Raw genomic sequence first — 22,053 nt, 5'->3', positions numbered from 1 at the left:
ACCCATCATGGCGATCATCGCCGACCGCTCCCATAAGCCCTTGCCGTACCCGCGGGTCGGCCGAGTCCTCAGTTGCGCCGGGTCTGCAGGTAGTCGTACAGCTCCTGGTTGGTCTGCAGGCCCAGCTTGCGCATGGCTTCGGCCTTCTGCCGGCTGATCGTCTTCGGGCTGCGTCCGCCGCGTTCGGCGATGGCATTGATGCTCAGCCCGTCGGTCAGCAGTTGCAGCACTTCCAGTTCGCGTGTCGACAACGCGGCCGGTGGATGGGGAAACAGCAGGTCGCGGGCCTGCAGGTGGCGCCGCAGCTGATCGGAGACGAACACCTGCCCCGCCATGGCGGCGTGCAGGGCCTGCGGTAGTTCGGCGAAGTCGGCGCTCTTGTCGACCAGACCGTGTACGCCATCGCGCAGCAGGCCATCGAGCAACCCCGGGTGCCGGGCCCCGGTCAGCACCACCACGGGAAGGTCGGGATGGCGTTGGCGCAGCACGGCCAGCAGTTCGGGGCCGTCCGGGCCGGGACCGGGCATGGACAGGTCGGTGAGTACGGCATGGCAGGGCTGCTGTACCAGCAGCTGCAGCAGTCCGGCACCGTCGGCAGCGGCACCGGCCACCTCCATCTGGTGTCGCTGAAGCACGATTCGGATGCCGTGCAGGACGACCGGATGGTCGTCGGCAATGATGATGCGCGGTTGCACGGGAACTCCTGGGAAATCGAACGGCGCACCAAGGTGGCCTGCGACGATTCTGCAAAGAGGGGACGCGAAGAGGTATAGGAAAGTTCCGAAACGGAGCGCCGCAAACCCGGAAAACTCCTTGGGGACCGTCCATGTGCTGATAGCCGCCCGCTATGTGCTGCGTGTACCGGGACGTTGCTGGCCTTCGGGTAAGCTAACGCCCTCGTTTGCACAGGAATTCCAGGTGGCTGATTCTCCCAACGCTTCCCCGACGCGGATCCGCGCGCTGGAAGGCCAGAAACTGCTCTTGTGTGTCGGCGGCGGGATCGCGGCCTACAAGGCCCTGGAACTGGTTCGACGGCTGCGCGACGCCGGCGCGCTGGTGCAGGTGGCGATGACGGCCGGCGCCCAGCAGTTCGTCACACCACTGAGCTTCCAGGCCCTTTCCGGCCAGCCGACCCGCACTACGTTGTGGGACAGCGCCGCAGAGCAGGCCATGGGCCACATTGAACTGGCACGCTGGGCCGATCGCATCGTGATCGCGCCGGGCACCGCCGACCTGCTGGCACGCCTGGCCCAGGGCCAGGCCGACGACCTGGTCAGCACCCTGTGCCTGGCCAGCACCGCGCCGCTGACCGTGTGCCCGGCGATGAACCATCGCATGTGGCTGCATCCGGCTACCCAGGCCAATATCGCCCTGCTGCGCCAGCGTGGCGCGCAGGTGATCGGTCCGGTCGATGGGCCGTTGGCCGAAGGTGAGTCCGGCCCCGGCCGTTTGGCTGAGCCGGGCGACATCGTCGCTGCGCTGGCCGCCAACGGCACTGCCGCCGCCGTCGCTGCGGCGCCGGAAACGCTTGCGCTGCAGGGCCTGCGCCTGCTGATCAGCGCCGGCCCGACCTATGAAGACATCGATCCGGTGCGTTATGTGGGCAACCGCAGCAGCGGCAAGATGGGTTACGCGCTGGCCGCCGCTGCCGCCGGGCTGGGTGCCCAGGTGGTGCTGGTCAGCGGCCCGGTGCAGCTGCCGACGCCGCCCGGCGTGCAGCGCATCGATGTGCGCTCCGCCGCGCAGATGCGCGAGGCGGTACTGAATGCGCTGCCGGCCGACATCTACATCGGTGCTGCCGCCGTTTCCGATTACACCCCGCGCCAGGTCGCCGCACAGAAGCTGAAGAAGACCGCCGACAGCCAGTCGCTGGTGATCGAGCTGGTGCGCACCCCGGACATCCTGGCCGAGGTTGCCGCGCAGACGCAGTCGTTGAAGCTGGTGGTCGGCTTTGCCGCCGAGACCCACGACGTGGAGAAATATGCGCGCGGCAAGCTGGTCGACAAGCGCCTGGACCTGGTGATCGCCAACCAGGTGGGCATCAGCGGCGGCGGTTTCGAAAGCGACAACAATGCCGCCACGGCCTTCTGGCAGGATGGCGAACAGGTATTCCCGGCTACTTCCAAGCGTGAGCTGGCCGAACAACTGCTGGCGCTGATCGCGCGGAGGCTTCAGGCATGACCCAGGCAGGCAACACCCCCGGATTTTCCCCGCAACCGTTGCAGGTCAAGCTGCTCGACCCGCGCTTCGGCGACAGCTGGCCGCTGCCGGCCTATGCCACCGAAGCCAGCGCCGGCATGGACCTGCGCGCGGCGCTGGAAACCGCGCTGACCCTGCAGCCGGGCGATACCGCACTGGTCCCCAGCGGCCTGGCCATCCATATCGCCGATCCGAACCTGTGTGCAGTGATCCTGCCGCGTTCGGGCCTGGGCCATCGGCATGGCATCGTGCTCGGCAACGGCACCGGCCTGATCGACGCCGATTACCAGGGGCCGCTGCTGATCAGTGTCTGGAACCGTGGCCGCGAGGCCTTCACCATCGAGCCGGGCGATCGCATTGCCCAGCTGGTGGTCGTGCCGATTGCCCGCGTCAGCCTGCAGGTGGTGGATACTTTCACCGACAGCGTGCGGGGAACGGGTGGATTCGGCCATACCGGGGTGCGTTGACAGGGGACATCGATGAGCGGCATCGGGGAAGCACAGCGGGGAAAGTCGTTGGGACGGAGCGCGCCATTGCTGGGCGTGCTGCTGGTGCTGCTGGCCGCGTGGTTCGGCTGGAGCGCGGTACAACAGTGGCGGCAGGTGGCCAGCGGGGACGCGCTGGAACAGGCGCGCGACCAGGCCGTGCAAGGGCTGCAGCAGGCTGCCGCCGGCCAGTTGCAGCAGCTGCAGCAGCAGTTGAAGGGCGACCGCGTCCAGCAGGCGCTGCAGGCCGGTGATGCCGCCGGCGCTGCGCTGGCGCTGCGGGAAAGCTGGACCGGCGTCGAACAGGTGGAGGTGCTGGGCGCTGACCTGGCTGCGGGCTATGCCGATGCGGCCACCTTTGGCTACGCACGCCTGGCCCTGCTGGAATCGGCGCTGGCCGACGGCAAGGCATCCCTGCGCGTGGTCCGCGATGGCGGCGGCAACCGCCTGGGTCTGGCCGCGCCGGTACAGCTGGCCGGTGTCGGACCGGCGGTGGTGTATGTGCGCCAGCCGCTGCTGCGGTTGACCGCGCCACTGGACCAGGTGCGGGCCCCCGGCAACGGCTTCCTGGCGCTGCGCCAGGGAACGCACAACATCGTGGTGCAGGGCGATAGCGGCCTGTCCGAGAGCGCCGAAGCAATGGCGCGTCCAGTGGCTGGAACCCCGCTGCGACTGGCCGCCGGGGTGCCGAACGTGGAACCCGGTCCGCTGGGGTTGGGAGCCCTGGCAAGCGCGATTGTTGCCCTGCTGCTGGCCTTCATCGCGGTACTGCTGGTGGTAGGCCGTGGCCGGCTGCCGAAGTCGCTGCCGCTGCCGAGCCGGCGCAGTGCAGTGGCTGACGCCGATCATGGCCCGACCCTGCGTGAAAGCCTGCAGATGGTCCCGCCAACGGTACCCGGCGAGGCGGTGGCAGAGGCTGCGCCGCCTCCGCCGCCACCGGTTCCCGCCGAGGAACTGGCTGCGGGCATTTTCCGCGCCTATGACATCCGCGGCGTGGTCGGCAGCGAACTGACGCCGCGCACCGCCGCGCTGATCGGCCAGGCCATCGGCACCGTCGCCCTTGAGCAGGGTCTGCGCGAGGTGGTGATCGGTCGCGACGGGCGCCTGTCCGGTCCGGAACTGTCGGCCGGTCTTGCCGAAGGCCTGCGGCGAGCCGGCTGTGCGGTGATCGATATCGGCCTGGCTCCGACCCCGGTCGTGTATTTCGCGGCCTTCCATCTGCGCACGGGAACCTGTGTAGCGGTCACCGGCAGCCACAATCCGCCGGACTACAACGGTTTCAAGATCGTCATCGGCGGTGAGACCTTGTCCGGCGACGCGATCACCGACCTGTACCAGCGCATTGTCGAAGGCCGTCTGGTCCAGGCCGCGGAACCGGGTGACTACCAGCAGCGCGAGGTCGCCGCAGACTACATCCAGCGTATTGCCGATGACGTGCAGCTGGATCGCCCGTTGAAGGTGGTCGCCGACGCGGGCAATGGCGTGGCCGGTGCCTTCGCGCCGCAGCTGCTGGAAGCGATCGGCGCCGAAGTCATCCCGTTGTACTGCGATGTCGACGGCACCTTCCCCAACCATCACCCCGATCCCAGCGAGCCGGCCAACCTGGAAGACCTGGTGCAGACGGTCAAGCGCTTCGGCGCCGATCTCGGCGTTGCGTTCGATGGTGATGGCGATCGCCTCGGCGTGGTCACGGGCGAAGGCAAGATCATCTACGCCGACCGTCTGTTGATGCTGTTCGCCGCCGACGTGCTGATGCGCAATCCGGGCGCGATGGTGATCTACGACGTGAAGTGCACCGGCAAGTTGTCCGATCACGTGCTGCGCAATGGCGGCAGCCCGTTGATGTGGAAGACCGGGCACTCGTTGATGAAGGCGAAGATGCGCGAGACCGACGCCGAACTGGCGGGCGAGATGAGCGGCCACTTCTTCTTCAAGGAACGCTGGTTCGGCTTCGACGATGGCCTGTACGCCGCCGCGCGCCTGCTGGAGATACTGGCCCAGCGCGAAGAAGCACCTGACGAGGTGCTGGCCGAACTGCCGGAAATGGTGGCGACGCCGGAGCTGAAGGTGCCGGTGGCCGAGGGAACCCCGCATGCGTTGGTGGCGATGCTGGTGGCTGCTGCGCAGTCACCGGACAACCCGTATGTCGGCGGTCGCCTGTCGACCATCGACGGCCTGCGGGTGGACTTCGCCGACGGCTGGGGCCTGGTGCGCGCGTCCAACACCACGCCGGTGCTGGTGCTGCGTTTCGAAGGCAACGATGAAGCGGCACTGGAGCGCATCCAGGCGCTGTTCCGCAGCCAGCTGCAGCCGGTGCTGGGCGACACCCCGCTGGGCTTCTGAGGTGCCGCCGGGCTGCGCCCGGCACCCGCCGAATCCAAGGCAACAGCCGGAGCAACAGCGTGCATTTCGTGGGATGGCGGGGTGTGTCCGGTTGCGGGGGACGCCGTGAACCCATCCATGGGGGCTTGGCCGCGGCATCCATGCCGCGGACACCCCCGCAACCGGACCCACCCCGCCTTCGACAGATTTCCGCGATCTGTCGGAACAGCGTTCTGTGCTGCTGTTGGTAGGTGTCGACCTTGGTCGACACAGTAGATCCACGCCATGCGTGGATGCGCTTCAATGGATGTCCATCCACGCATGGCGTGGATCTACGTGTCTGGTGGGTGCCGACCGTTGGTCGGCACGCCTCACCCCTTGAACCGCAACCCCACGCCCGGTTCGGTGAACAGGTAGCGTGAATCCAGCGCCGAGTCGCCCAGCTTGTGCCGCAGCTTGCCAACCAGGATGCGCAGGTAGTGGGTGTCGTGCTGGTGGGTGGGTCCCCAGATTTCCTGCAGGATCTGCGGTTGCGTCACCACCCGCCCGGCATTGCGCAGCAGCAGCGACAGCAGCGCGTACTCCTTGCGGGTCAACGCCACCAGCTCGCCGTCGATCGCCACTTCGCGGCGCACCAGGTCCACGTGCAGGTGGCCATCGTCGAACAGCGGCGGCGTGCCATCGGTCGGTACGCTGCGTGTGCGCAGCAGCGCCCGTACCCGCGCCATCAGCTCCTGGGTACCGAAGGGTTTGGTCACGTAGTCGTTGGCGCCGTTGTCCAGTGCACGCACCTTCTCGGTTTCGCCGGCACGCACGGTCAGCATGATCACCGGCACCTGGCTCCACTGCCGCAGCTGCTCCAGCACCTCATGGCCTTCCATGTCCGGCAGGCCGATGTCCAGGATCACCAGATCCATGTCCTCGCTGGCGGCCATCTGCAGGCCTTCCTGGCCGGTCGCGGCCTGGCGCACCTGGTAGCCCTGCGCGCGCAGGCTGATGTCCAGGAACCGGCGGATCTGGGTTTCATCGTCGATCACCAGCACGCGCGGGGCCGGCGCGCTGGCATCAGTCGGGGTCGGACTCATCGTGGGAGGCTGGCTTGAGCAGGGGCAGGGTGATGCGGATCAGGGTACCGCGACCGTCGCGCCCGGGCAGCGCCTGCACGCTGCCCCCGTGTGCGCCGATCATGCCCTGGCAGATGGTCAGGCCGAGGCCGGTGCCGTGCCGGCCGCGGTCGCCGCGTTCGACGCTGTAGAACATGTCGAAGATGCGCGCGCGCTCGTCGTCGGGAATGCCGGGGCCGGCATCGATCACGTCGATGCGCAGCTGACCGTCCAGTTCGCGCGCCAGCACCTGCACGGCGGCATCGGCTGGCGAGAATTTGGCAGCGTTCTCCATCACATTGAACACCGCCTGCTCGACCAGTGCCGGATGCACCCAGATCGGTGCCAGCGTCGCCGGGATATCCAGCTCCAGTCGTACCTTTGGCTGGTAGCGCTGCAGGCGGCGGGCGGCAGAGCCAATCAGCTCATCCACGCCTATCCAGTCGCGGTTGATCTTCAGGCCCTCGTGGCCCAACCGGGTCATGTCCAGCAGGTTCTGGATGTAGCGGTCCAAGCGCTCGCCTTCGACCAGGATGGTGTCCAGCAAGGCGCGGCGGTCGGCCAGATCCATCGCCGCACCGTAGCTGGCCAGGCTGTCGGCCGAGCCGATCATCGCCGCCAGCGGCGAACGCAGGTCGTGCGACACCGAAGAGAGCAGGGCAGAGCGCAGCCGTTCGGTCTCGTTGCTGACGTGCGCCTGTTCCAGCTCGGCGACCAGGCGCGTGCGCAACGCGGCCTGGGCGATGTCATCGACCATCGCTTCGGCCAGCTGGCGCTGCTCGGGCAGCAGCCGCGCCTGCGCGCCCGGCAGGTACAGGCCGGCTACGCCGATCGCACGGTCTTCGCCGTCCAGCAGCGGCAGGAACCACCATTGCGCGCCAGCGAGGGTATCGGTGAAACGACCACTGGGCTGTCCGTGGCGCAGGGCCCAATCGGCCGCCGCCAGATCGGTATCACCGGGCAGGTGACGGCCACCGGCCGCGATATCGGCGCCGATCCGCAGCCAGGCGGGCACATCCATGGCCTGTTCCAGCGCATGCCGGCCGGCCTGTGCGACTTCGCCGTTGCCGGCCGCACTGGCCAGTTGCCGGCCCAGCTGCTGACGCGCGCGTGCATGGCGGTTGGCCGCGCGCAGGGCGATCACCTGCATGCGCAGGCGCGACGCCAGACGCCCGGCCACCAAGGCAGCCGCCAGGAACAGGAACACGGTGATCACGCCCTGCCGGGCGCCGATGGCGAAGGTGAAGCGCGGCGCGATGAACAGGAAGTTGTAGGCGAGGAAACACAGGATCGCCGCCATCACCGCGACGCTGGCGCGGGTGCGCGCGGCTACCAGCACCACGGCCACGATGAACACCATCGACAGATCGGCCATGCCCACCCAGCGTTCGGCCAGCCACGCCACCAGGCAGGCCAGCGCAGTAGCCAACAGCGCCTGCAATGGTTCGTGGCTGATCCCACGCATCGGTGGCAGCAGCCCCTCCCGACGGGAACGCGCACGCGCCTGCGGCGTGCTGATGATGGTGATCTCGTAGTGCGCGCCGCGCTGGATCAGCTGCTGGGTCAGGGTGCGGTTGAACATCCGCGCCAGCGGTCGTTCGCGGGTGCGGCCCAGCACCAGAGTCGATACGCCGTTGTGCGCGGCATGATCGAGCAATGCGTCGGCGATGCTTGAGCCGTGCAGCAGCTCGGCTTCGCCACCCAGGCGGCGGGCCAGCGCAAACGCCGCATCGATCTCGCGCCGGGTTGCTTCGTCCTGGCGGCGTCCCTGCACCGTCACCACCGTCCACGGTGCATCGCGGCGTTCGGCGATGCGGCGCGCCACCCGCACCAGATATTCACTCTGGCCGCCGCCATCGATCGCTACCAGCACGCCGCGACGCAGCGGCAGATTGCTCTCACCGCGCGCGGCGCGCGCTTCGCGCAGGCTGCTGTCAACACGGTCGGCGGCCTCCTGCATGGCCAGTTCCCGCAATGCGGTCAGGTTGGCCGGCGAGAAAAACGCCTGCAGTGCCTGCGCGGCCTGCTCGGGCACGTACACCTTGCCCTGCTGCAGGCGCGCGATCAGTTCGCGCGGCGGCAGATCCACCAGCACGATGTCGTGCAGGCGGTCGAGCACGCCGTCGGGCACGGTCTCGCTGACGCGTACGCCGGTGATGCGCATCACCACATCGTTGAGGCTTTCCAGATGCTGGATGTTGACCGTGGTCCAGACGTCGATGCCGGCGTCCAGCAGTTCCATCACGTCCTGCCAGCGCCGTTCATGACGGCTGCCCGGCGCATTGCGGTGGGCCAGCTCGTCCACCAGCACCAGCGCCGGCCTGCGTGCCAGCACGGCGTCCAGGTCCATCTCCTGCAGGTCGTGGCCATGATAGGCGACGTCCTTCAGCGGCAGCCGTGGCAGGCCTTCCAGCAACGCCTGGGTATCGGCACGGCCGTGGGTCTCCACCAGCCCGACCACCAGGTCCACGCCACGGCGCAGCTGTTCCTGCGCACGGGTCAGCATGGTGTAGGTCTTGCCGACGCCGGGCGCAGCGCCGAGGAACACGGTGAGCTTGCCACCGGCTTCGCGTTGCAGTCCTTCCACCAGGGCGTTGGCCTGGCGGGTCCGCAGGTCAGTCATGGGAGCCGCTGTCATGGCCGCCATTGTGCGCGCAGCGGGTGCAGGCCTGCATCACGGTGCGCGTTCCGCGTGGTCCAGGGCGAAGTTCAGCGTCACCACGTTCACCCGTGGCTGGCCGAACACGCCCCATTGCCGCCCTTGCGTGTTGGCCTTCACCAGCGCCTGCACGCGCTCCACCGGCAGGCCTCGTGCATGCGCCACGCGTGCCACCTGCAGCTGTGCTGCCGCCGGCGACAGCTGCGGATCGAGGCCGCCGCCGGACTGGGTGACCAGATCGGCAGGAACCTGCGCAGGCGCTACGCCTTCGCGCGCGGCCACTGCCGCAGTACTCGCTGCCACGCGTTCGGCCAGCGCCGGGTTGCTGCGAGCCAGGTTGGAACCGGCCGCCGCCATCGGGTCGTAGTTGGCCGCCGACGGTCGTGCCTGGAAGTAGCCATCGCCGGTGAACGGCTGCGACAGCCATGCCGAAGCACGCACCTGGCCGCTGCCATCGCGCAGCAGGCTGCCTTCGGCCTGCGCCGGGAACGACAGGCCGGCGAAGCCGGTGGCGATGCCGGCGTAGACCGCACCGGCCAGCAGCAGGGTAGCCACGCCCAGGCCGATGGCCGGACGCCAGCTGGCGCCATCCTGCAGCGTGGCCACGCGCGCCTCGCTTTTCAGTTCGCGGGAAAGGGAAGGGGAGTCAGAACGGTTCATGCGCCGAATACCAGGACAAGAAGAAGGTCGATCAACTTGATCGCCGCGAACGGCAGCAGCACGCCACCCAGGCCGTACACCAGCATGTTCCGGCGCAGCAGCGCCGTTGCGGTGGCCGGGCGGAAGCGCACACCGCGCAGCGCCAGCGGGATCAGGGCCGGAATCACCAGGGCATTGAAGATCAGCGCCGCCAGCACAGCATTGCGCGGGCTCGACAGCTGCATCACGTTCAACGCGGCCATCGCAGGCACGGTGGCGGCAAACAGCGCCGGCAGGATCGCGAAGTACTTGGACACATCGTTGGCCAGCGAGAACGTGGTCAGCGCGCCGCGGGTGATCAACTGCTGCTTTCCCACCTCCACCACCGCCAGCAGCTTGGCCGGATCCGAATCCAGATCCACCATGTTGCCGGCCTCCTTGGCCGCCTGCGTGCCCGAGTTCATCGCCAGGCCGATGTCGGCCTGGGCCAGCGCCGGCGCATCGTTGGTACCGTCGCCGACCATCGCCACCAGGCGGCCACCGGCCTGCTCGGCACGGATACGTGCCAGCTTGTCCTCGGGCCGCGCCTCGGCGATGTAGTCGTCCACACCGGCTTCGGCAGCGATCGCGGCGGCCGTCAGCGGGTTGTCACCGGTGATCATCACCGTGCGGATGCCCATCGCCCGCAGCTGCGCGAACTTCTCGCGCATGCCGTGCTTGACCACGTCGGACAGCTCGATCACGCCCAGCACATGGCGACCCTCGGCCACCACCAGCGGCGTAGCACCGTTGCGTGCGACCTGATCCACGCGACCGGCCAGTTCGGCCGGTACGGTGCCGCCGAGCGCCTGCACATGGGCGCGGATCGCATCGGCAGCGCCCTTGCGGATCTGCCGGCCGTGCATCAGGTCGACACCGGACATGCGGGTCTGCGCACTGAAGGCCAGGTAGTCGGCCTGGTCCGGCTCGGCGGTGGTGCAGCCCTGTTCGCGGGCCAGGCGCACGATCGACTTGCCTTCCGGGGTCGGGTCGGCCAGCGAAGAGAGCAGCGCCGCCTCACGCAGCTGGTCGGCGTCGATCCCGGCCAGTGCATGGAAGTGGCTGGCCTGGCGGTCGCCGTAGGTGATGGTGCCGGTCTTGTCGAGCAGCAGCACGTCGACGTCACCGGCCACTTCCACCGCCTTGCCCGACTTGGCCAGCACATTGGCGGCCAGCGCGCGGTTCATGCCGGCGATGCCGATGGCCGGCAGCAGGCCACCGATGGTGGTCGGAATCAGGCACACCAGCAGCGCGATCAGCAGCAGCGGATCGACCTTGACGCCCACCGAAGCGCCGATCGCCGGCAGCGTCGCCACCACCACCAGGAAGGTCAGCGTCATCGCTGCCAGCAGCAGGGTCAGCGCGATTTCATTCGGCGTCTTCTGGCGGTTGGCGCCTTCTACCAGCGCGATCATCCGGTCCAGGAAGCTGTGCCCCGGCTCGGCGGTGATGCGCACGACGATCTGGTCGGACAGCACCTTGGTGCCGCCGATCACGCCGGAGCGATCCGTACCCGCCTCGCGCAGCACCGGTGCCGACTCGCCGGTCACCGCCGCTTCGTTGATGGTGGCCAGGCCTTGCACGATCTCGCCGTCGGCCGGCACCAGCTCGCCGGCACTGACGATCACGTTGTCACCGGGGCGCAGCTCGGCGGCCGGCACCTGGGTTTCGCTGGCACCGGCCTGCGCCGACGCCAGACGGCGCGCCACCAGGTCCTGGCGGGCGCGGCGCAGCGAGGCGGCCTGACCACGGCCACGTGCCTCGGCCACGGCCTCGGCGAAATTGCCGAACAGCACGGTGACCAGCAGGATCGCCGTCACCGCCAGGCCGAAGCCCAGTGGCGCGTTACCGGTCAGGGTGATGATCGCGGCGACGATCGTGCCGGCCATCACCACCGCCATCACCGGGCTGCGCACCAGGTGCATCGGCGAAAGCTTGCGTACGGCCTCGATGAGCGCGCGGCGCAGGCCGGCGGCATCGAGCAGGGCCGGGCGGGACGCCACGGAGGAGGAACGGTTTGCGGTTGCGTGACTACTCATGGGGGTGTCCTCAGTGCAGTCCCAGGCTCAGGTGGTCGGCGATCGGGCCGAGTACCAGCGCCGGCATGAACTGCAGCACGGTCAGGATGACGATCACCGAGACCAGGGTCAGGGCGAACGTCGGAGTTTCGATCTGCAGGCTGCCAGCCGATTCAGGCGCCTGCCGCTTGGCGGCCAGCTGCGCGGCCACCACCAGCGGGATGATCAGCAGCGGGAACCGGCCCAGCAGCAGCACCAGCGAGCAGCTCAGGTTCCACCATGGCGTGGCGTCCCCCAGGCCCTCGAAGCCCGAGCCGTTGTTGGCGTAAGCCGAGACATACTCGTAGAACACCTGGCTGATGCCGTGGAAGCCGGGGTTGGACGTACCGGCCAGCCCGGGCACGGCCAGCGTGATCGCGGTGAACAGCAGCAGGGTGATCGGCTGCAGCAGCACCAGCAGGGCCAGCAGGCGCACCTGCGGTGTTTCCAGCTTGCGGCCGAACAGTTCCGGCGTACGGCCGGTCATCAGTCCGGCCAGGAACACGCCCAGCAGCAGGTACACGATGAACTGCTGCAGGCCGCAGCCGATGCCGCCCCAGATCGCGCTGACCAGCATGTTGACCATCGCCAGGCCGCCAGACAGCGGGCTCAGCGAATCGTGCATGCCGTTGACCGAACCGTTGGAGACCTGGGTGGTCACCGCCGCCCACAGCGCGGTGCCATCGGCGCCGAAGCGCACTTCCTTGCCTTCCATCAGCAGCGGCGTGGCCGCGCTGGCGCTATGGCCCTCGCTCCACACCATCGCGCCGGTGGACAGCAGCGACATGCCGAGCATGCAGCTGAACACCAGCGCGCCGAAACGACGGCGCCCGGTGAACGCACCGATCATGAAGATCACCGCCATCGGCACCAGCAGGATGCCGATCACTTCCAGCATGTTCGACACCGGGGTCGGGTTCTCCAGCGGGAAGCTGCTGTTCGGGCCATACCAGCCGCCACCATTGGCGCCCAGCTGCTTGGCCGCGACCATCGCCGCAACCGGACCCAGCGGCAGCTTCTGCTGCGCCATGCCGGCACTGGCGTCGATCGGCGTGGCCTGCGGGCCACCGGCCATCGTGGAGGGCACGCCCTGGCTGGTCAGCAGCAGCGTCCACACCAGGCACAGCGGCAACAGGAAGCGCACGCACAAGCGCACGACGTCCGTGTAGTAATTGCCCACCGCCACCTGGCGGTCATCGCCCGCAACGGGAGCGGTGACCGATTTCGGCGCACGCGAGAACAACGCCCGCAGCGTCGCCACGGCCAGCGCCAGGCCCATCATCGGCGTCACCACCTGCAGGCCGGTGATGCCGGTCATCTGCGAGAAGTAGGACAGCTGTGCCTGGCCGGAGTAGTGCTGCTGGTTGGTGTTGGTCAGGAACGAGATCATCGTGTGCAGCGCCGTGTCCCAGCGCATGTTCGGGATCTGGTCCGGATTCAACGGCAACCACGCTTGGGTCATGAACACGGCCTGGGTCAGCACCGCGATCACCACGTTGCTGAGCACGAATGCCAGCACGTAGCCCCGCCAGGACATCGAACGTGAAGGATCAACGCCGAGCACCTTGTACAGCGGCTTTTCAATCCAGTGGAACAGCACGTCGACCTTCATCGGCGTGCCGCGCATCACCCGGGCGAGGTACAGGCCCAAGGGCCAGGCCAGCAGCAGGCTGGCGGCAAGAATGGCAAGAATTTCAGTCATGGCAGGCTCCGCTCAGAACGACTCGGGCCGCAGCACGACATAAAGAAGATAGGCGGCGGCAACCAGCACCAGCACGCCACACAGCAACGACAGCCAGGGGGACATGGAATTGAGACCTGGTGGAACCCCTCCACCTCAGGCCGTCATCGTCGTCCCCGCCCCCATAAACGCACTACGCGCCGGACCGGGCCGACGCGTAAAGAGTGCATAAATTCCGTGGGCCAACCCGTAACCAGCCCCGCCTGCTGTAGAGCCGAGCCTACGCTCGGCTGCTCTTTCCCGAGGTCAAGCGGAGCCGAGCGTGGGCTCGGCTCTACCGGCAATCACGGGGCTTGGCTCGCCGGCGCCAATCCCTTCAGCTGCCGATAGCGCTGCAGGCTGCTCTCGATCTCGACCTTCAATGCCTGCTGCTGCTGCTCGAAGCTGGCCAGCAGGCGCTGCTGCGACTGCAGCTGCGCATGGCGCTGGCTGATCGCCTGGGCCTGCTTGTCGGCCACCTTGCCGCCGGCCAGTTCGCGGTCACCGGCGGCAGCAAGCAGGGCCACCAGCGAATCGCGCAGGCTGGCCACGTTGTACTGGGCGGTCTTGAGGTTGTTGTCGAGCACCTCCTGGCGCTCGGCGAACACGCGCCGCAGCGCGTTCTCATCACCGTAGGTGGTCAGCATCGCCTGTTCGGTGCGTTGCCGGGTCTGCTCGGCCATCTGGTCCAGCTGGACCTGCGCCGCCGCCGTGCTGGCGGCAGCGCGTTCCTCATCGCTCAACGCGCGCTGCACCTGCGCGTTGCGCAGGCCGCTGTTGGCGCTGAACTCATCACGGGCGTGGTTGACCGCATCGGCCGGCAGCGCATCGCTGCAGATCCGCTCCTTGCCCTCGTTCCAGCAGTACAGCTTCTTGTCTGCGGCCTTGCCGCCGGACTGTGCCAGCAGCGTCTGCGGCATCACCAGCAGCAGGCTCGCAGCAACGATGGCAGGAACTCGGAACATGCGACCTTCCCCTGATGGTCAGCGCGTGGAACGGACGCCGTACTGGGCGCGATAGGCCTCCAGCGGCTGCCGGTAGCCTACAAGTTCCGGATTTCCGGACGCGAAATCAAGCAGGTCGGCCAGTGTCGCCACGGCGATCACCGGGATGCCGGCTTCTTCGGCCACGGCCTGAGCGGCGGAGCGATGGTCGCTGTCCGAGGCGATCTCCTGGCGGTCCAGGGCCACCACGATGCCGGCCGGAATGCCGCCCGCAGCGCGGATGATCGCCAGCGCCTCGCGGATCGCGGTGCCAGCGGTGATCACGTCGTCGACGATCAGCACGCGCTTGCCGGTCATGTCGGCGCCGATCAGCTGGCCGCCTTCACCATGGTCCTTCACTTCCTTGCGGTTGAACGACAACGGCAGGTCGCGGCCACGCTGGGCCAGCTCGCAGGCCATTGCGGTGGCCAGCGGAATGCCCTTGTAGGCCGGGCCGAACACCACGTCGTACTTGATCCCGGTGGCGTCGATGGCGTCGGAATAGCACGCGCCCAGCTGCGACAGCAGGGAGCCGGAGTCGAAACGGCCGGCGTTGAAGAAATAGGGGCTCAGCCGGCCGGACTTGAGGGTGAACTGGCCGAAGCGCAGGGCATCGGCGGTCAGGGCCAGCTGCAGGAAACGGTGACGGTGGTCGCTCATCAAAACTCGATTCATCTTCATTTGGAGCGCAAATCCTAATCCAGCTGGGCTTTCTGCGCTCGTCCTGCCCCTTCACGCGGGTGTCCAGAGCTGCCCCCGCGGGCTGCTCAGCCCGGCAGGCAACCGGTATGCTTGCCCGGTTTCCCGCCGTAGGTTCTTCCGCATGCGCATCATCAGTTTCAATGCCAATGGCATCCGCTCGGCCGCGACCAAGGGCTTCCTCGACTGGTTCCGTGGCCAGGATGCCGACGTCCTTTGCATCCAGGAGACCAAGGCCCAGGAAGACCAGCTGACCGACCCGATGTTCCGCCCGGACGGCCACCATTGCTTCTACCGCGATGCCATCACCAAGAAGGGCTACAGCGGCGTGGCGATCTACAGCAAGCGCGAACCGGACCAGGTCATCACCTCGCTGGGCTGGGCCCCGTTCGACGACGAAGGCCGCTACATCGAGGCGCGCTTCGGCAACCTCAGCGTGGTCTCCTTCTATATTCCGTCCGGCAGCTCGGGTGACCTGCGCCAGGGCTTCAAGTTCGAAGTGATGGAGTGGCTGCGGCCGATCCTCGAAGAGTGGGCGCGCAGCGGCCGCGACTATGTGCTGTGTGGCGACTGGAACATCGTCCGCTCGGCGCTGGACATCAAGAACTGGAAGTCCAACCAGAAGAACTCCGGCTGCCTGCCCGAGGAGCGCGACTGGCTCAATGCCCTGTGCGCCGACCACGGCCAGGCCACCGACGTGGCCACCGGTCGCGGCTGGGCCGACGCTTACCGCCTGCTCAATCCGACCGGTGAGGACTACACCTGGTGGAGCAACCGTGGCGCCGCCCGCGCCAACAACGTGGGTTGGCGCATCGACTACCAGTTCATCACCCCGGGCCTGCGTGACCGCCTGCGCAGCTGCTCGATCTACCGCGACCAGCGCTTCTCCGACCACGCACCGTTCATCGTGGACTACGACCTGTGACCGAGGCTGCCAAGCCGGCGGGCTACAAGGGCTGGGCCGGCATCAAGCGTGCGTTCGGCACGCCCTCGGCGCTGACCATGGCCCTGCTGGGCTTCGGCAGCGGCCTGCCGTTCCTGCTGATCGCCTCGCAGACCCTGTCCACCCGCCTGCGCGATGTCGGCCTCGATCTGGGCAGCATCGGCCTGATCAGCCTGGCCAGCTTCTTCTACCTGCTCAAATTCGTCTGGGCGCCCCTGCTGGATCGCTACGCGTTTCCGTTGCTGGGTTTCCTCGGCCGCCGCCGCTCGTGGCTGCTGGTCTCGCAGATCCTCGTGCTGGTGGGCCTGGTTGCACTGGCGTTCGTGCGGCCGGAGCAGGGCGTGTGGCCGCTGGTGGCCTGGGTACTGGTGGCGTCGTTTGCGGGCGCCACCCAGGATTCGGTGGTCGACGCCTACCGCATCGAGATCGCGCCGCAGACCGCGCAGGCCGCTCTGGCCGCCACGTACACGCTGGGCTATCGCATCGGTCTGATCCTGGCGGGTGCCGGCGCGTTGTATCTCGCGCAGTTCGAAGGCTGGATCATTGCCTACCTGGCCATGGCCGCCCTGATGATCGTGCCGATCATCACCACCCTGTTCTGCCGCGAGCCCGAGCGTCCGGTCAACGCCGTCCAGCGCCGCATCGACATTGCCGAAGCGTTCGTGCAGCCCATCACCAGCTTCTTCAGCCGCAACGGCATGGCATTGGCGCTGGCACTTCTGGCGTTCGTCGGGTTCTTCAAGTTTCCCGACCAGGTCATCGGCGTGATGGCCGGACCTTTCTATCTCGACTCTGGCTTCGACAAGGCCGACATCGCTACAGTTTCCAAGCTGTTCGGCGTGTGGATGGGCATTGGCGGCGCCTTCCTCGGCGGTATTGCCGTGGCCGCCTTCGGTTTCCGCCGGATGCTGCTTGTCGCCGCGCTGGGTGTGGCCCTATCGAATCTGGCCTTCCTGCTGATGGCGCACAATCCGGGGCAGTTGTGGGCGTTCTACGCTGCGCTCAGTGCCGACAACCTGTTCCAGGGCTTCGCCGGTACGGTGCTGGTAGCGTTCATGTCTTCGCTGACCGATCGCAACTTCACCGCGACCCAGTACGCCCTGCTGGTATCGCTGGCCAATCTGCCGGGCAAGTTCGTCGGCGGTGTCTCCGGTTACATCGTGGAGGCCACCTCGTACAGCACCTTCTTCATGCTCAGCGCTGTCACGGTGGTGCCGACCATGCTGCTGCTGGCCTGGCTGTGGCCACGCATCCTTGACCGTGGGCCGTCGCCCGCCGCCTGATTGCCTGTCCGCGCTTACTGCGGGATGATCGCCCCGACGCGCCGAGGGGGCGGTGCCTTGCGAACGGGGAAGTGAGCATGGCCGACGTAGTGCTGCGGGACCTGGACCCGCTGCTGCTGGAACGCATCAAACGGGTCTCGGTTGCCCGAGGCTGGACCCACGAACAGACCTGCGCGGTCCTGCTGGAGCAGGGCCTGTTCAGCAGTGAACTGGAGGTCCGCTCCGGCTTCGGCGATCCCGAAGTCGACGCCCTGTCCGACGCGATCGCCGCACTGCAGGCGCTTCCCGCAGGCCAAGGCTTCGATTGATCTGATGTCGTGTCGCCGGGCATGGCCCGGCGCTACCGCGCGCCGCCGACGGGTAGCGCCGGGCCATGCCCGGCGGATGGCGTCACCTCACGCCAGATGGATCGCCCCGAGAATCCGCGGCCCCTTCGCCCCGGTCACGCTCGGCAGGTTGCCCGGCAGCCCGTCCATCGTCCGCTGCGCCAGCCAGGCAAACCCCATCGCCTCCACATACTCCGGGTCCAGCCCGTACAGCGCCGTGGACTCGACCACCACGCCCGGCAGCCGCGCCGCCAGCCGCCGCATCAATTGCGCGTTGCGCACGCCACCGCCGCACACCAGCACCCTACGCGTGTCCGGCTGCTGGGCCAGCAGCGCATCCACCACTGTCGCCGCGGTCAGCTCCAGCAGCGTCGCCTGCACATCGGCGGCAGCAAACTGGCCTTCCTCCATGTGCGCTTCGGCCCACGGCAGGTGGAACTGCTCGCGCCCGGTGCTCTTGGGCGGTGGCAGCGCGAACCACGGGTCTGCACGCCAGCCGGCCAGCAGGCTGTCATCCACCGCACCACTGGCCGCGTAGGCACCGTCAGCGTCGAAGCTGCGCCCGGTGTGGCGCTGGCACCAGGCATCCATCAGCGCGTTGGCGGGGCCGGTATCGAAGCCACGCACGACGCCTTCGCGCGGAATCAGGGTCAGGTTGGCGATCCCGCCCAGGTTCAGCACCGCGCGGTCCTCATCGGCCGCACCCAGCATGCCCAGGTGGAAAGCCGGCATCAGCGGCGCGCCATGGCCACCGGCGGCAACGTCGCGGCGGCGGAAATCGCACACGGTGGTGATGCCGGTCAGTTCGGCGATGCGGTTGCCGTCACCCAGCTGCAGGGTGAACGCCGGATCGGCCAGCGGTCGATGGCGCACCGTCTGCCCGTGCGAGCCGATGGCCCGCACCTGCGAACGGTCGACACCGGCTTCGTCCAGCAGCTGGTTGGCGGTGGCGGCGAAGCTGATCGCAATCCGCGCGTCCAGCTCGCCCAGCTCCTCCAGCGACTGCAGTGGGCCGCCCTCGCCGAGCGCTACCAGCCGCGCCCGCAGCACCGGCTCCCAGCGGGCGGTCAGCCCATGCACGAAGCGGCAACCTCCGTCGGCCGGGAACTGCACCAGCGCGGCATCGATGCCGTCAGCGCTGGTGCCCGACATCAGGCCCAGGTAGAGGGGAAGGGACGGATCGGCAGTGGTGTTCATGGCGGGCATAAAAAAAGGACACGGCAAGCTTGTGCTGCCGTGTCCTCCTTCGTCAACGCGGGGCTCAGCCGCGCTTGCGGCCTGCCGGTGCCTTGTCCTTGGCGCTGGCCACCTCGGTGGTCGCGCTTTCGGCGGCCGGGGCGGGGCTGGCGTCGGCGTAGATCAGCTTCTCCATGCCCTGGATGCGGGCCATCGCCGGCGCGGTCTGCGCCCGGAAGGCCACCAGCTCGGCGCCCTTCAGCGGCTCCGGCGGCGGCATGGTCACCGTCAGCGGGTTGCGGTGCTCGCCATTGACCCGGAATTCGTAGTGCAGGTGCGGGCCGGTCGCCAGGCCGGTCGAGCCGACATAGCCGATCACCGTGCCCTGGGCCACGCGCTGGCCGGTCTTGATGTTCGCAAAGCGCGACATGTGGCCGTACAGGGTGGTGTGGCCGCGGCCGTGGTCGAGGATCACCACGTTGCCGTAGCCGCGCTGCACGCCGGCGAACTGCACGCGGGCATCGCCGGCGGCCATGATCGGGGTGCCGGTGCGCGCGGCGTAGTCCACGCCCTTGTGCATGCGCATCTTGCCCAGCACCGGGTGCTTGCGCGCGCCGAAGGTCGAGCTCAGCCGCGCGAAGGGGATCGGCATGCGGATGAAGCTCTTCTTCAGCGAACGGCCGTTGATGTCGTAGTACTCGGACTTGCCGTTGCGGTCGAAGCGGAAGCCGGAATAGGTCTTGCCGCCGGTGGTGAAGGTCGCCGCCAGGATCTTGCTGGTATCGACCTTCTCGCCTTCGCGCCAGGTCTCGTCCATCACCACGCTGAAGCGGTCGCCCGGCTGCAGGTCCTTGGAGAAGTCGATGTCGTACTTGAAGATGTCGTCGGTCATCGTCGCGATTGCCGATGGCGACAGTCCGGCGCGGCGTGCCGCTGCATACAGCGAGCTGGTGATCTCGCCACTGGTGACCACCGTCCGCGTGGACGTCTCGCGCTTGGTCACCGTTTCCTTGATGTCATCGCCGCTCAGGCTCAACTCGACCCGGTTGTCGGCGTCGCGGTCGAAGCGGATGCTGCGCAGGTCACCGGACAGCGGCATGTCGAAGGCGATCTCGGCGCCCGGGCGCAGCTTGGTCAGCGATTCGCGCGCACCTGGATGGTCCAGCACCCGGTGCAGGGTGGTCGCGGAGATGCCGGCTTTGTCGAAGAGGTCGCTCAGGGTCTGCCCGCGCTGTACCCGCAGCACCTGCCAGCTGTCGCCGGGGATCTGCTGCTGGCGGGCCATTGCCAGCGGCGGCAACGGCAGTGCCAGGCTGGTATGGCTGTCGGCGTAGGGGGCATCGATGGTGTGCGAGAAGCCCGGCACGATCGTGGCCACCAGTGCGCCGATGGTCACAAACAGGCTGGCGTGCATCCAATGACGGCGCGTCCAGCGCTCATTGAACGCAGCGGGGAGGTGTTGCCTCAGCTTCCGGTGCAGGGCGTTGTCGTGCAGGACGTGGAGTCGTTCCTGGAAGCGCTGCTTGCGTGCGCGGCCTTGATCGGAATTGAGCATCAGATGTCGGTCTCTGGCTGACCCGGGAACGCGGGCCCAAACGCCGGTAACATAGACACCTAACAAATTCGCGTCAAACCCTTGTGCCTATTGGCTTTTGTGAAGCCGATCGGGTTAACTTCGCTTTAACACCCCACATAAGAAACGGCGTTGCCGGGAGTAGTCACGTGTCCTCGATTGAAGAAGCCCTTGCCCTGATCGGCCGCGGTGCCGACGAGATCCTCAAGCTCGAGGATCTGCGCGCGCGCCTGCAGGAAGGCCGTCCGCTGCGCATCAAGGCCGGCTTCGACCCCACCGCGCCTGACCTGCACCTGGGCCACACGGTGCTGCTGAACAAGATGCGTCAGTTCCAGGACCTCGGCCACCAGGTCATTTTCCTGATCGGCGACTTCACCGGCATGATCGGCGACCCCTCCGGCAAAAGCCTCACCCGCAAGCCGCTCAGCCGCGACGACGTGCTGGCCAACGCCCGCACCTATGAAGAGCAGGTGTTCAAGGTGCTGGACCGCAGCCGCACCGAGGTCCGCTTCAATTCGGAGTGGTTCGGCAAGATGAGCGCGGCCGACATGATCCGCCTGGCCGGCCAGCACACCGTGGCGCGCATGCTCGAGCGCGACGACTTCGCCAAGCGCTACGCCGCCCAGCAGTCCATCGCCATCCACGAATTCCTGTACCCGCTGGTGCAGGGCTACGACTCGGTGGCCCTGGAAGCGGACGTCGAGCTGGGGGGTACCGACCAGAAGTTCAACCTGCTGATGGGCCGTGGCCTGCAGGAGCACCACGGCCAGAAGCCGCAGGTGGTGCTGACCATGCCGTTGCTGGAGGGCCTGGATGGCGTCAACAAGATGTCCAAGTCGCTGGGCAACTACATCGGCATCAGCGAACCGGCCATCGACATCGTCACCAAGACCATGAAGGTGGATGACGCCCTGATGTGGCGTTGGATCGAGCTGCTGTCCTTCGATATCAGCCAGACCGAAGCGGCCTCTCTGCGCGAGCAGATCGCCGCTGGCCTGAACCCGCGCGTGGTGAAGCTGCGCCTGGCCCGTGAACTGGCCACCCGCTTCCACGACGCTGCAGCCGCCGAACAGGCGATTGCCGGCTGGGAAGCGGCTGTCACGGGGCAGGGCGATATCACCCAGCTGCCGCTGCAGGACGTGGCGATCCCGGCCGAGGGCCTGCGCATCGCGGCTCTGCTGACCGCTGCCGGACTGACCCCGAGCAACTCCGAGGCCAACCGCAAGCTCAAGGAGCGTGCGGTGAAGGTGGACGGCGAAGTGGTGGAAGACGGCCAGCAGGTGCTGCAGCCTGGCTTCGAGGGCCTGCTGCAGGTCGGCAAGCGCACCTTCGCACGCGTGCGCCTGGTCGCTGCCTGACCGGAGGCAGGGGCCGGCGCAGCCGGCCCTTCCTTGTGCTCTTGTAGAGCCGAGCCCACGCTCGGCTGCTTCTGCTCTCCGCGGAATAGTCCCTGCCAGGACCTTCTGGATGAACGGATGCAACATCCGATGAAAAAAGTTGCCACACCCCCTTCACAAAGGCCGCGAATAGGGACATACTTTCCCTCCCCCGTCGCAGGGGTCGCCAACAAGGGGCTTCAGCGGCACAAGGGACGCCATCACCGCCGAACGAGATGATCGAACGAAAGGTGTTGACGGACTCGAAAAGTCCGGCATAATAGGCGGCTCGCTACGAAGGAAACTTCGCAGCACGCGGGAATGGCGCTGAGGCCACTTCCCAAGATCTTTGAAAGTATGCGCAGGTATCTTGTGAAGGCGCCTGCAGGAAGGATGATTGTCCATCTTGCAGACGTTTGATCAAGCAACTATTAATTGTTTTAAAGCAAGCGATACGTTGCCAGAATCATT

18 protein-coding genes are annotated in these 22,053 nt (G+C 67.5%); 7 read left to right on the top strand and 11 right to left on the bottom strand.

What is annotated here, in order from left to right; genetic code table 11:
- Window positions 1-68 precede the first annotated feature (68 nt).
- Window positions 69-695: a response regulator transcription factor gene (locus tag MRBLST15_RS14900; protein WP_312705465.1), complete on the bottom strand. Its 627-nt coding sequence runs from the start codon at window positions 693-695 to the stop codon at window positions 69-71.
- Window positions 696-918: 223 nt separating this feature from the next.
- Here MRBLST15_RS14900 and coaBC point away from each other — a divergent pair, with 223 nt between their 5' ends.
- From coaBC to MRBLST15_RS14885, 3 genes are read left to right on the top strand one after another with little or no spacing between them, the layout of a single operon-like run.
- Entirely contained in the window at window positions 919-2,181 is a 1,263-nt protein-coding gene (gene coaBC, locus MRBLST15_RS14895) for a bifunctional phosphopantothenoylcysteine decarboxylase/phosphopantothenate--cysteine ligase CoaBC (RefSeq protein WP_367786517.1), read from the top strand.
- A complete protein-coding gene (gene dut, locus MRBLST15_RS14890) occupies window positions 2,178-2,666 on the top strand; it encodes a dUTP diphosphatase (protein WP_265953125.1) in 489 nt (162 codons plus the stop codon). The genes coaBC and dut overlap by 4 nt, the downstream gene beginning before the upstream one ends.
- A 12-nt stretch (window positions 2,667-2,678) precedes the next feature.
- Window positions 2,679-5,027, top strand: coding sequence for a phosphomannomutase/phosphoglucomutase (locus MRBLST15_RS14885; protein ID WP_367786515.1), 2,349 nt, complete (start codon window positions 2,679-2,681; stop codon window positions 5,025-5,027).
- Between the two features lie 350 nt (window positions 5,028-5,377).
- On the opposite strand, the gene MRBLST15_RS14880 is transcribed toward MRBLST15_RS14885, so the two are convergent.
- The 8 genes from MRBLST15_RS14880 to pyrE all read right to left on the bottom strand — a co-directional run bounded on the left by MRBLST15_RS14880 (window position 5,378) and on the right by pyrE (window position 14,866).
- Window positions 5,378-6,091, bottom strand: a complete 714-nt coding sequence (locus tag MRBLST15_RS14880) for a response regulator transcription factor (RefSeq protein WP_265953127.1) — start codon at window positions 6,089-6,091, stop codon at window positions 5,378-5,380.
- Entirely contained in the window at window positions 6,072-8,732 is a 2,661-nt protein-coding gene (locus MRBLST15_RS14875; RefSeq protein ID WP_251477492.1) for a sensor histidine kinase, read from the bottom strand. Before MRBLST15_RS14875 ends, MRBLST15_RS14880 begins: the two co-directional genes overlap by 20 nt.
- Before the next feature lie 51 nt (window positions 8,733-8,783).
- Window positions 8,784-9,428, bottom strand: coding sequence for a potassium-transporting ATPase subunit KdpC (gene kdpC / locus MRBLST15_RS14870; protein WP_367786513.1), 645 nt, complete (start codon window positions 9,426-9,428; stop codon window positions 8,784-8,786).
- The gene (gene kdpB, locus MRBLST15_RS14865; RefSeq protein ID WP_367786511.1) at window positions 9,425-11,485 is read right to left on the bottom strand and encodes a potassium-transporting ATPase subunit KdpB; all 2,061 of its coding nucleotides are present in this window, start codon (window positions 11,483-11,485) and stop codon (window positions 9,425-9,427) included. The genes kdpC and kdpB overlap by 4 nt, the downstream gene beginning before the upstream one ends.
- 10 nt (window positions 11,486-11,495) lie before the next feature.
- Window positions 11,496-13,205: a potassium-transporting ATPase subunit KdpA gene (gene kdpA, locus MRBLST15_RS14860; protein WP_165376054.1), complete on the bottom strand. Its 1,710-nt coding sequence runs from the start codon at window positions 13,203-13,205 to the stop codon at window positions 11,496-11,498.
- Window positions 13,206-13,217: 12 nt separating this feature from the next.
- Window positions 13,218-13,310: a potassium-transporting ATPase subunit F gene (locus tag MRBLST15_RS14855; protein ID WP_005407770.1), complete on the bottom strand. Its 93-nt coding sequence runs from the start codon at window positions 13,308-13,310 to the stop codon at window positions 13,218-13,220.
- Window positions 13,311-13,528: 218 nt separating this feature from the next.
- Window positions 13,529-14,188: a hypothetical protein gene (locus MRBLST15_RS14850; RefSeq protein ID WP_312705956.1), complete on the bottom strand. Its 660-nt coding sequence runs from the start codon at window positions 14,186-14,188 to the stop codon at window positions 13,529-13,531.
- Between the two features lie 18 nt (window positions 14,189-14,206).
- A complete protein-coding gene (gene pyrE / locus MRBLST15_RS14845; protein ID WP_025879424.1) occupies window positions 14,207-14,866 on the bottom strand; it encodes an orotate phosphoribosyltransferase in 660 nt (219 codons plus the stop codon).
- Window positions 14,867-15,029: 163 nt separating this feature from the next.
- Between pyrE and MRBLST15_RS14840 the strand changes: the two genes are divergently transcribed.
- From MRBLST15_RS14840 to MRBLST15_RS14830, 3 genes are all read left to right on the top strand, one after another.
- Window positions 15,030-15,830: an exodeoxyribonuclease III gene (locus MRBLST15_RS14840; RefSeq protein ID WP_089241327.1), complete on the top strand. Its 801-nt coding sequence runs from the start codon at window positions 15,030-15,032 to the stop codon at window positions 15,828-15,830.
- Entirely contained in the window at window positions 15,827-17,131 is a 1,305-nt protein-coding gene (locus tag MRBLST15_RS14835) for an AmpG family muropeptide MFS transporter (protein WP_265955568.1), read from the top strand. Before MRBLST15_RS14840 ends, MRBLST15_RS14835 begins: the two co-directional genes overlap by 4 nt.
- A gap of 77 nt (window positions 17,132-17,208) precedes the next feature.
- On the top strand, window positions 17,209-17,439 hold the full coding sequence (locus MRBLST15_RS14830; RefSeq protein ID WP_025879428.1) for a hypothetical protein: 231 nt from the start codon (window positions 17,209-17,211) through the stop codon (window positions 17,437-17,439).
- An 87-nt stretch (window positions 17,440-17,526) separates the two neighbouring features.
- On the opposite strand, the gene MRBLST15_RS14825 is transcribed toward MRBLST15_RS14830, so the two are convergent.
- Together MRBLST15_RS14825 and MRBLST15_RS14820 are read right to left on the bottom strand one after the other, a co-directional pair.
- The gene (locus MRBLST15_RS14825) at window positions 17,527-18,654 is read right to left on the bottom strand and encodes an anhydro-N-acetylmuramic acid kinase (protein WP_265955570.1); all 1,128 of its coding nucleotides are present in this window, start codon (window positions 18,652-18,654) and stop codon (window positions 17,527-17,529) included.
- A 64-nt stretch (window positions 18,655-18,718) separates the two neighbouring features.
- Complete coding sequence (locus MRBLST15_RS14820) at window positions 18,719-20,188, bottom strand: M23 family metallopeptidase (protein WP_367786505.1); 1,470 nt, start codon at window positions 20,186-20,188, stop codon at window positions 18,719-18,721.
- Between the two features lie 167 nt (window positions 20,189-20,355).
- Between MRBLST15_RS14820 and tyrS the strand changes: the two genes are divergently transcribed.
- On the top strand, window positions 20,356-21,564 hold the full coding sequence (gene tyrS / locus MRBLST15_RS14815) for a tyrosine--tRNA ligase (protein ID WP_265955572.1): 1,209 nt from the start codon (window positions 20,356-20,358) through the stop codon (window positions 21,562-21,564).
- The last annotated feature ends 489 nt before the right edge of the window (window positions 21,565-22,053 follow it).

Source organism: Stenotrophomonas sp. LST15-1-1.1 (genome assembly GCF_040815575.1).
GTDB lineage: Bacteria > Pseudomonadota > Gammaproteobacteria > Xanthomonadales > Xanthomonadaceae > Stenotrophomonas > Stenotrophomonas lactitubi_B.
Note: the sequence above shows the minus strand (reverse complement) of the source record. Positions and strands in the feature narration are given on the sequence as shown.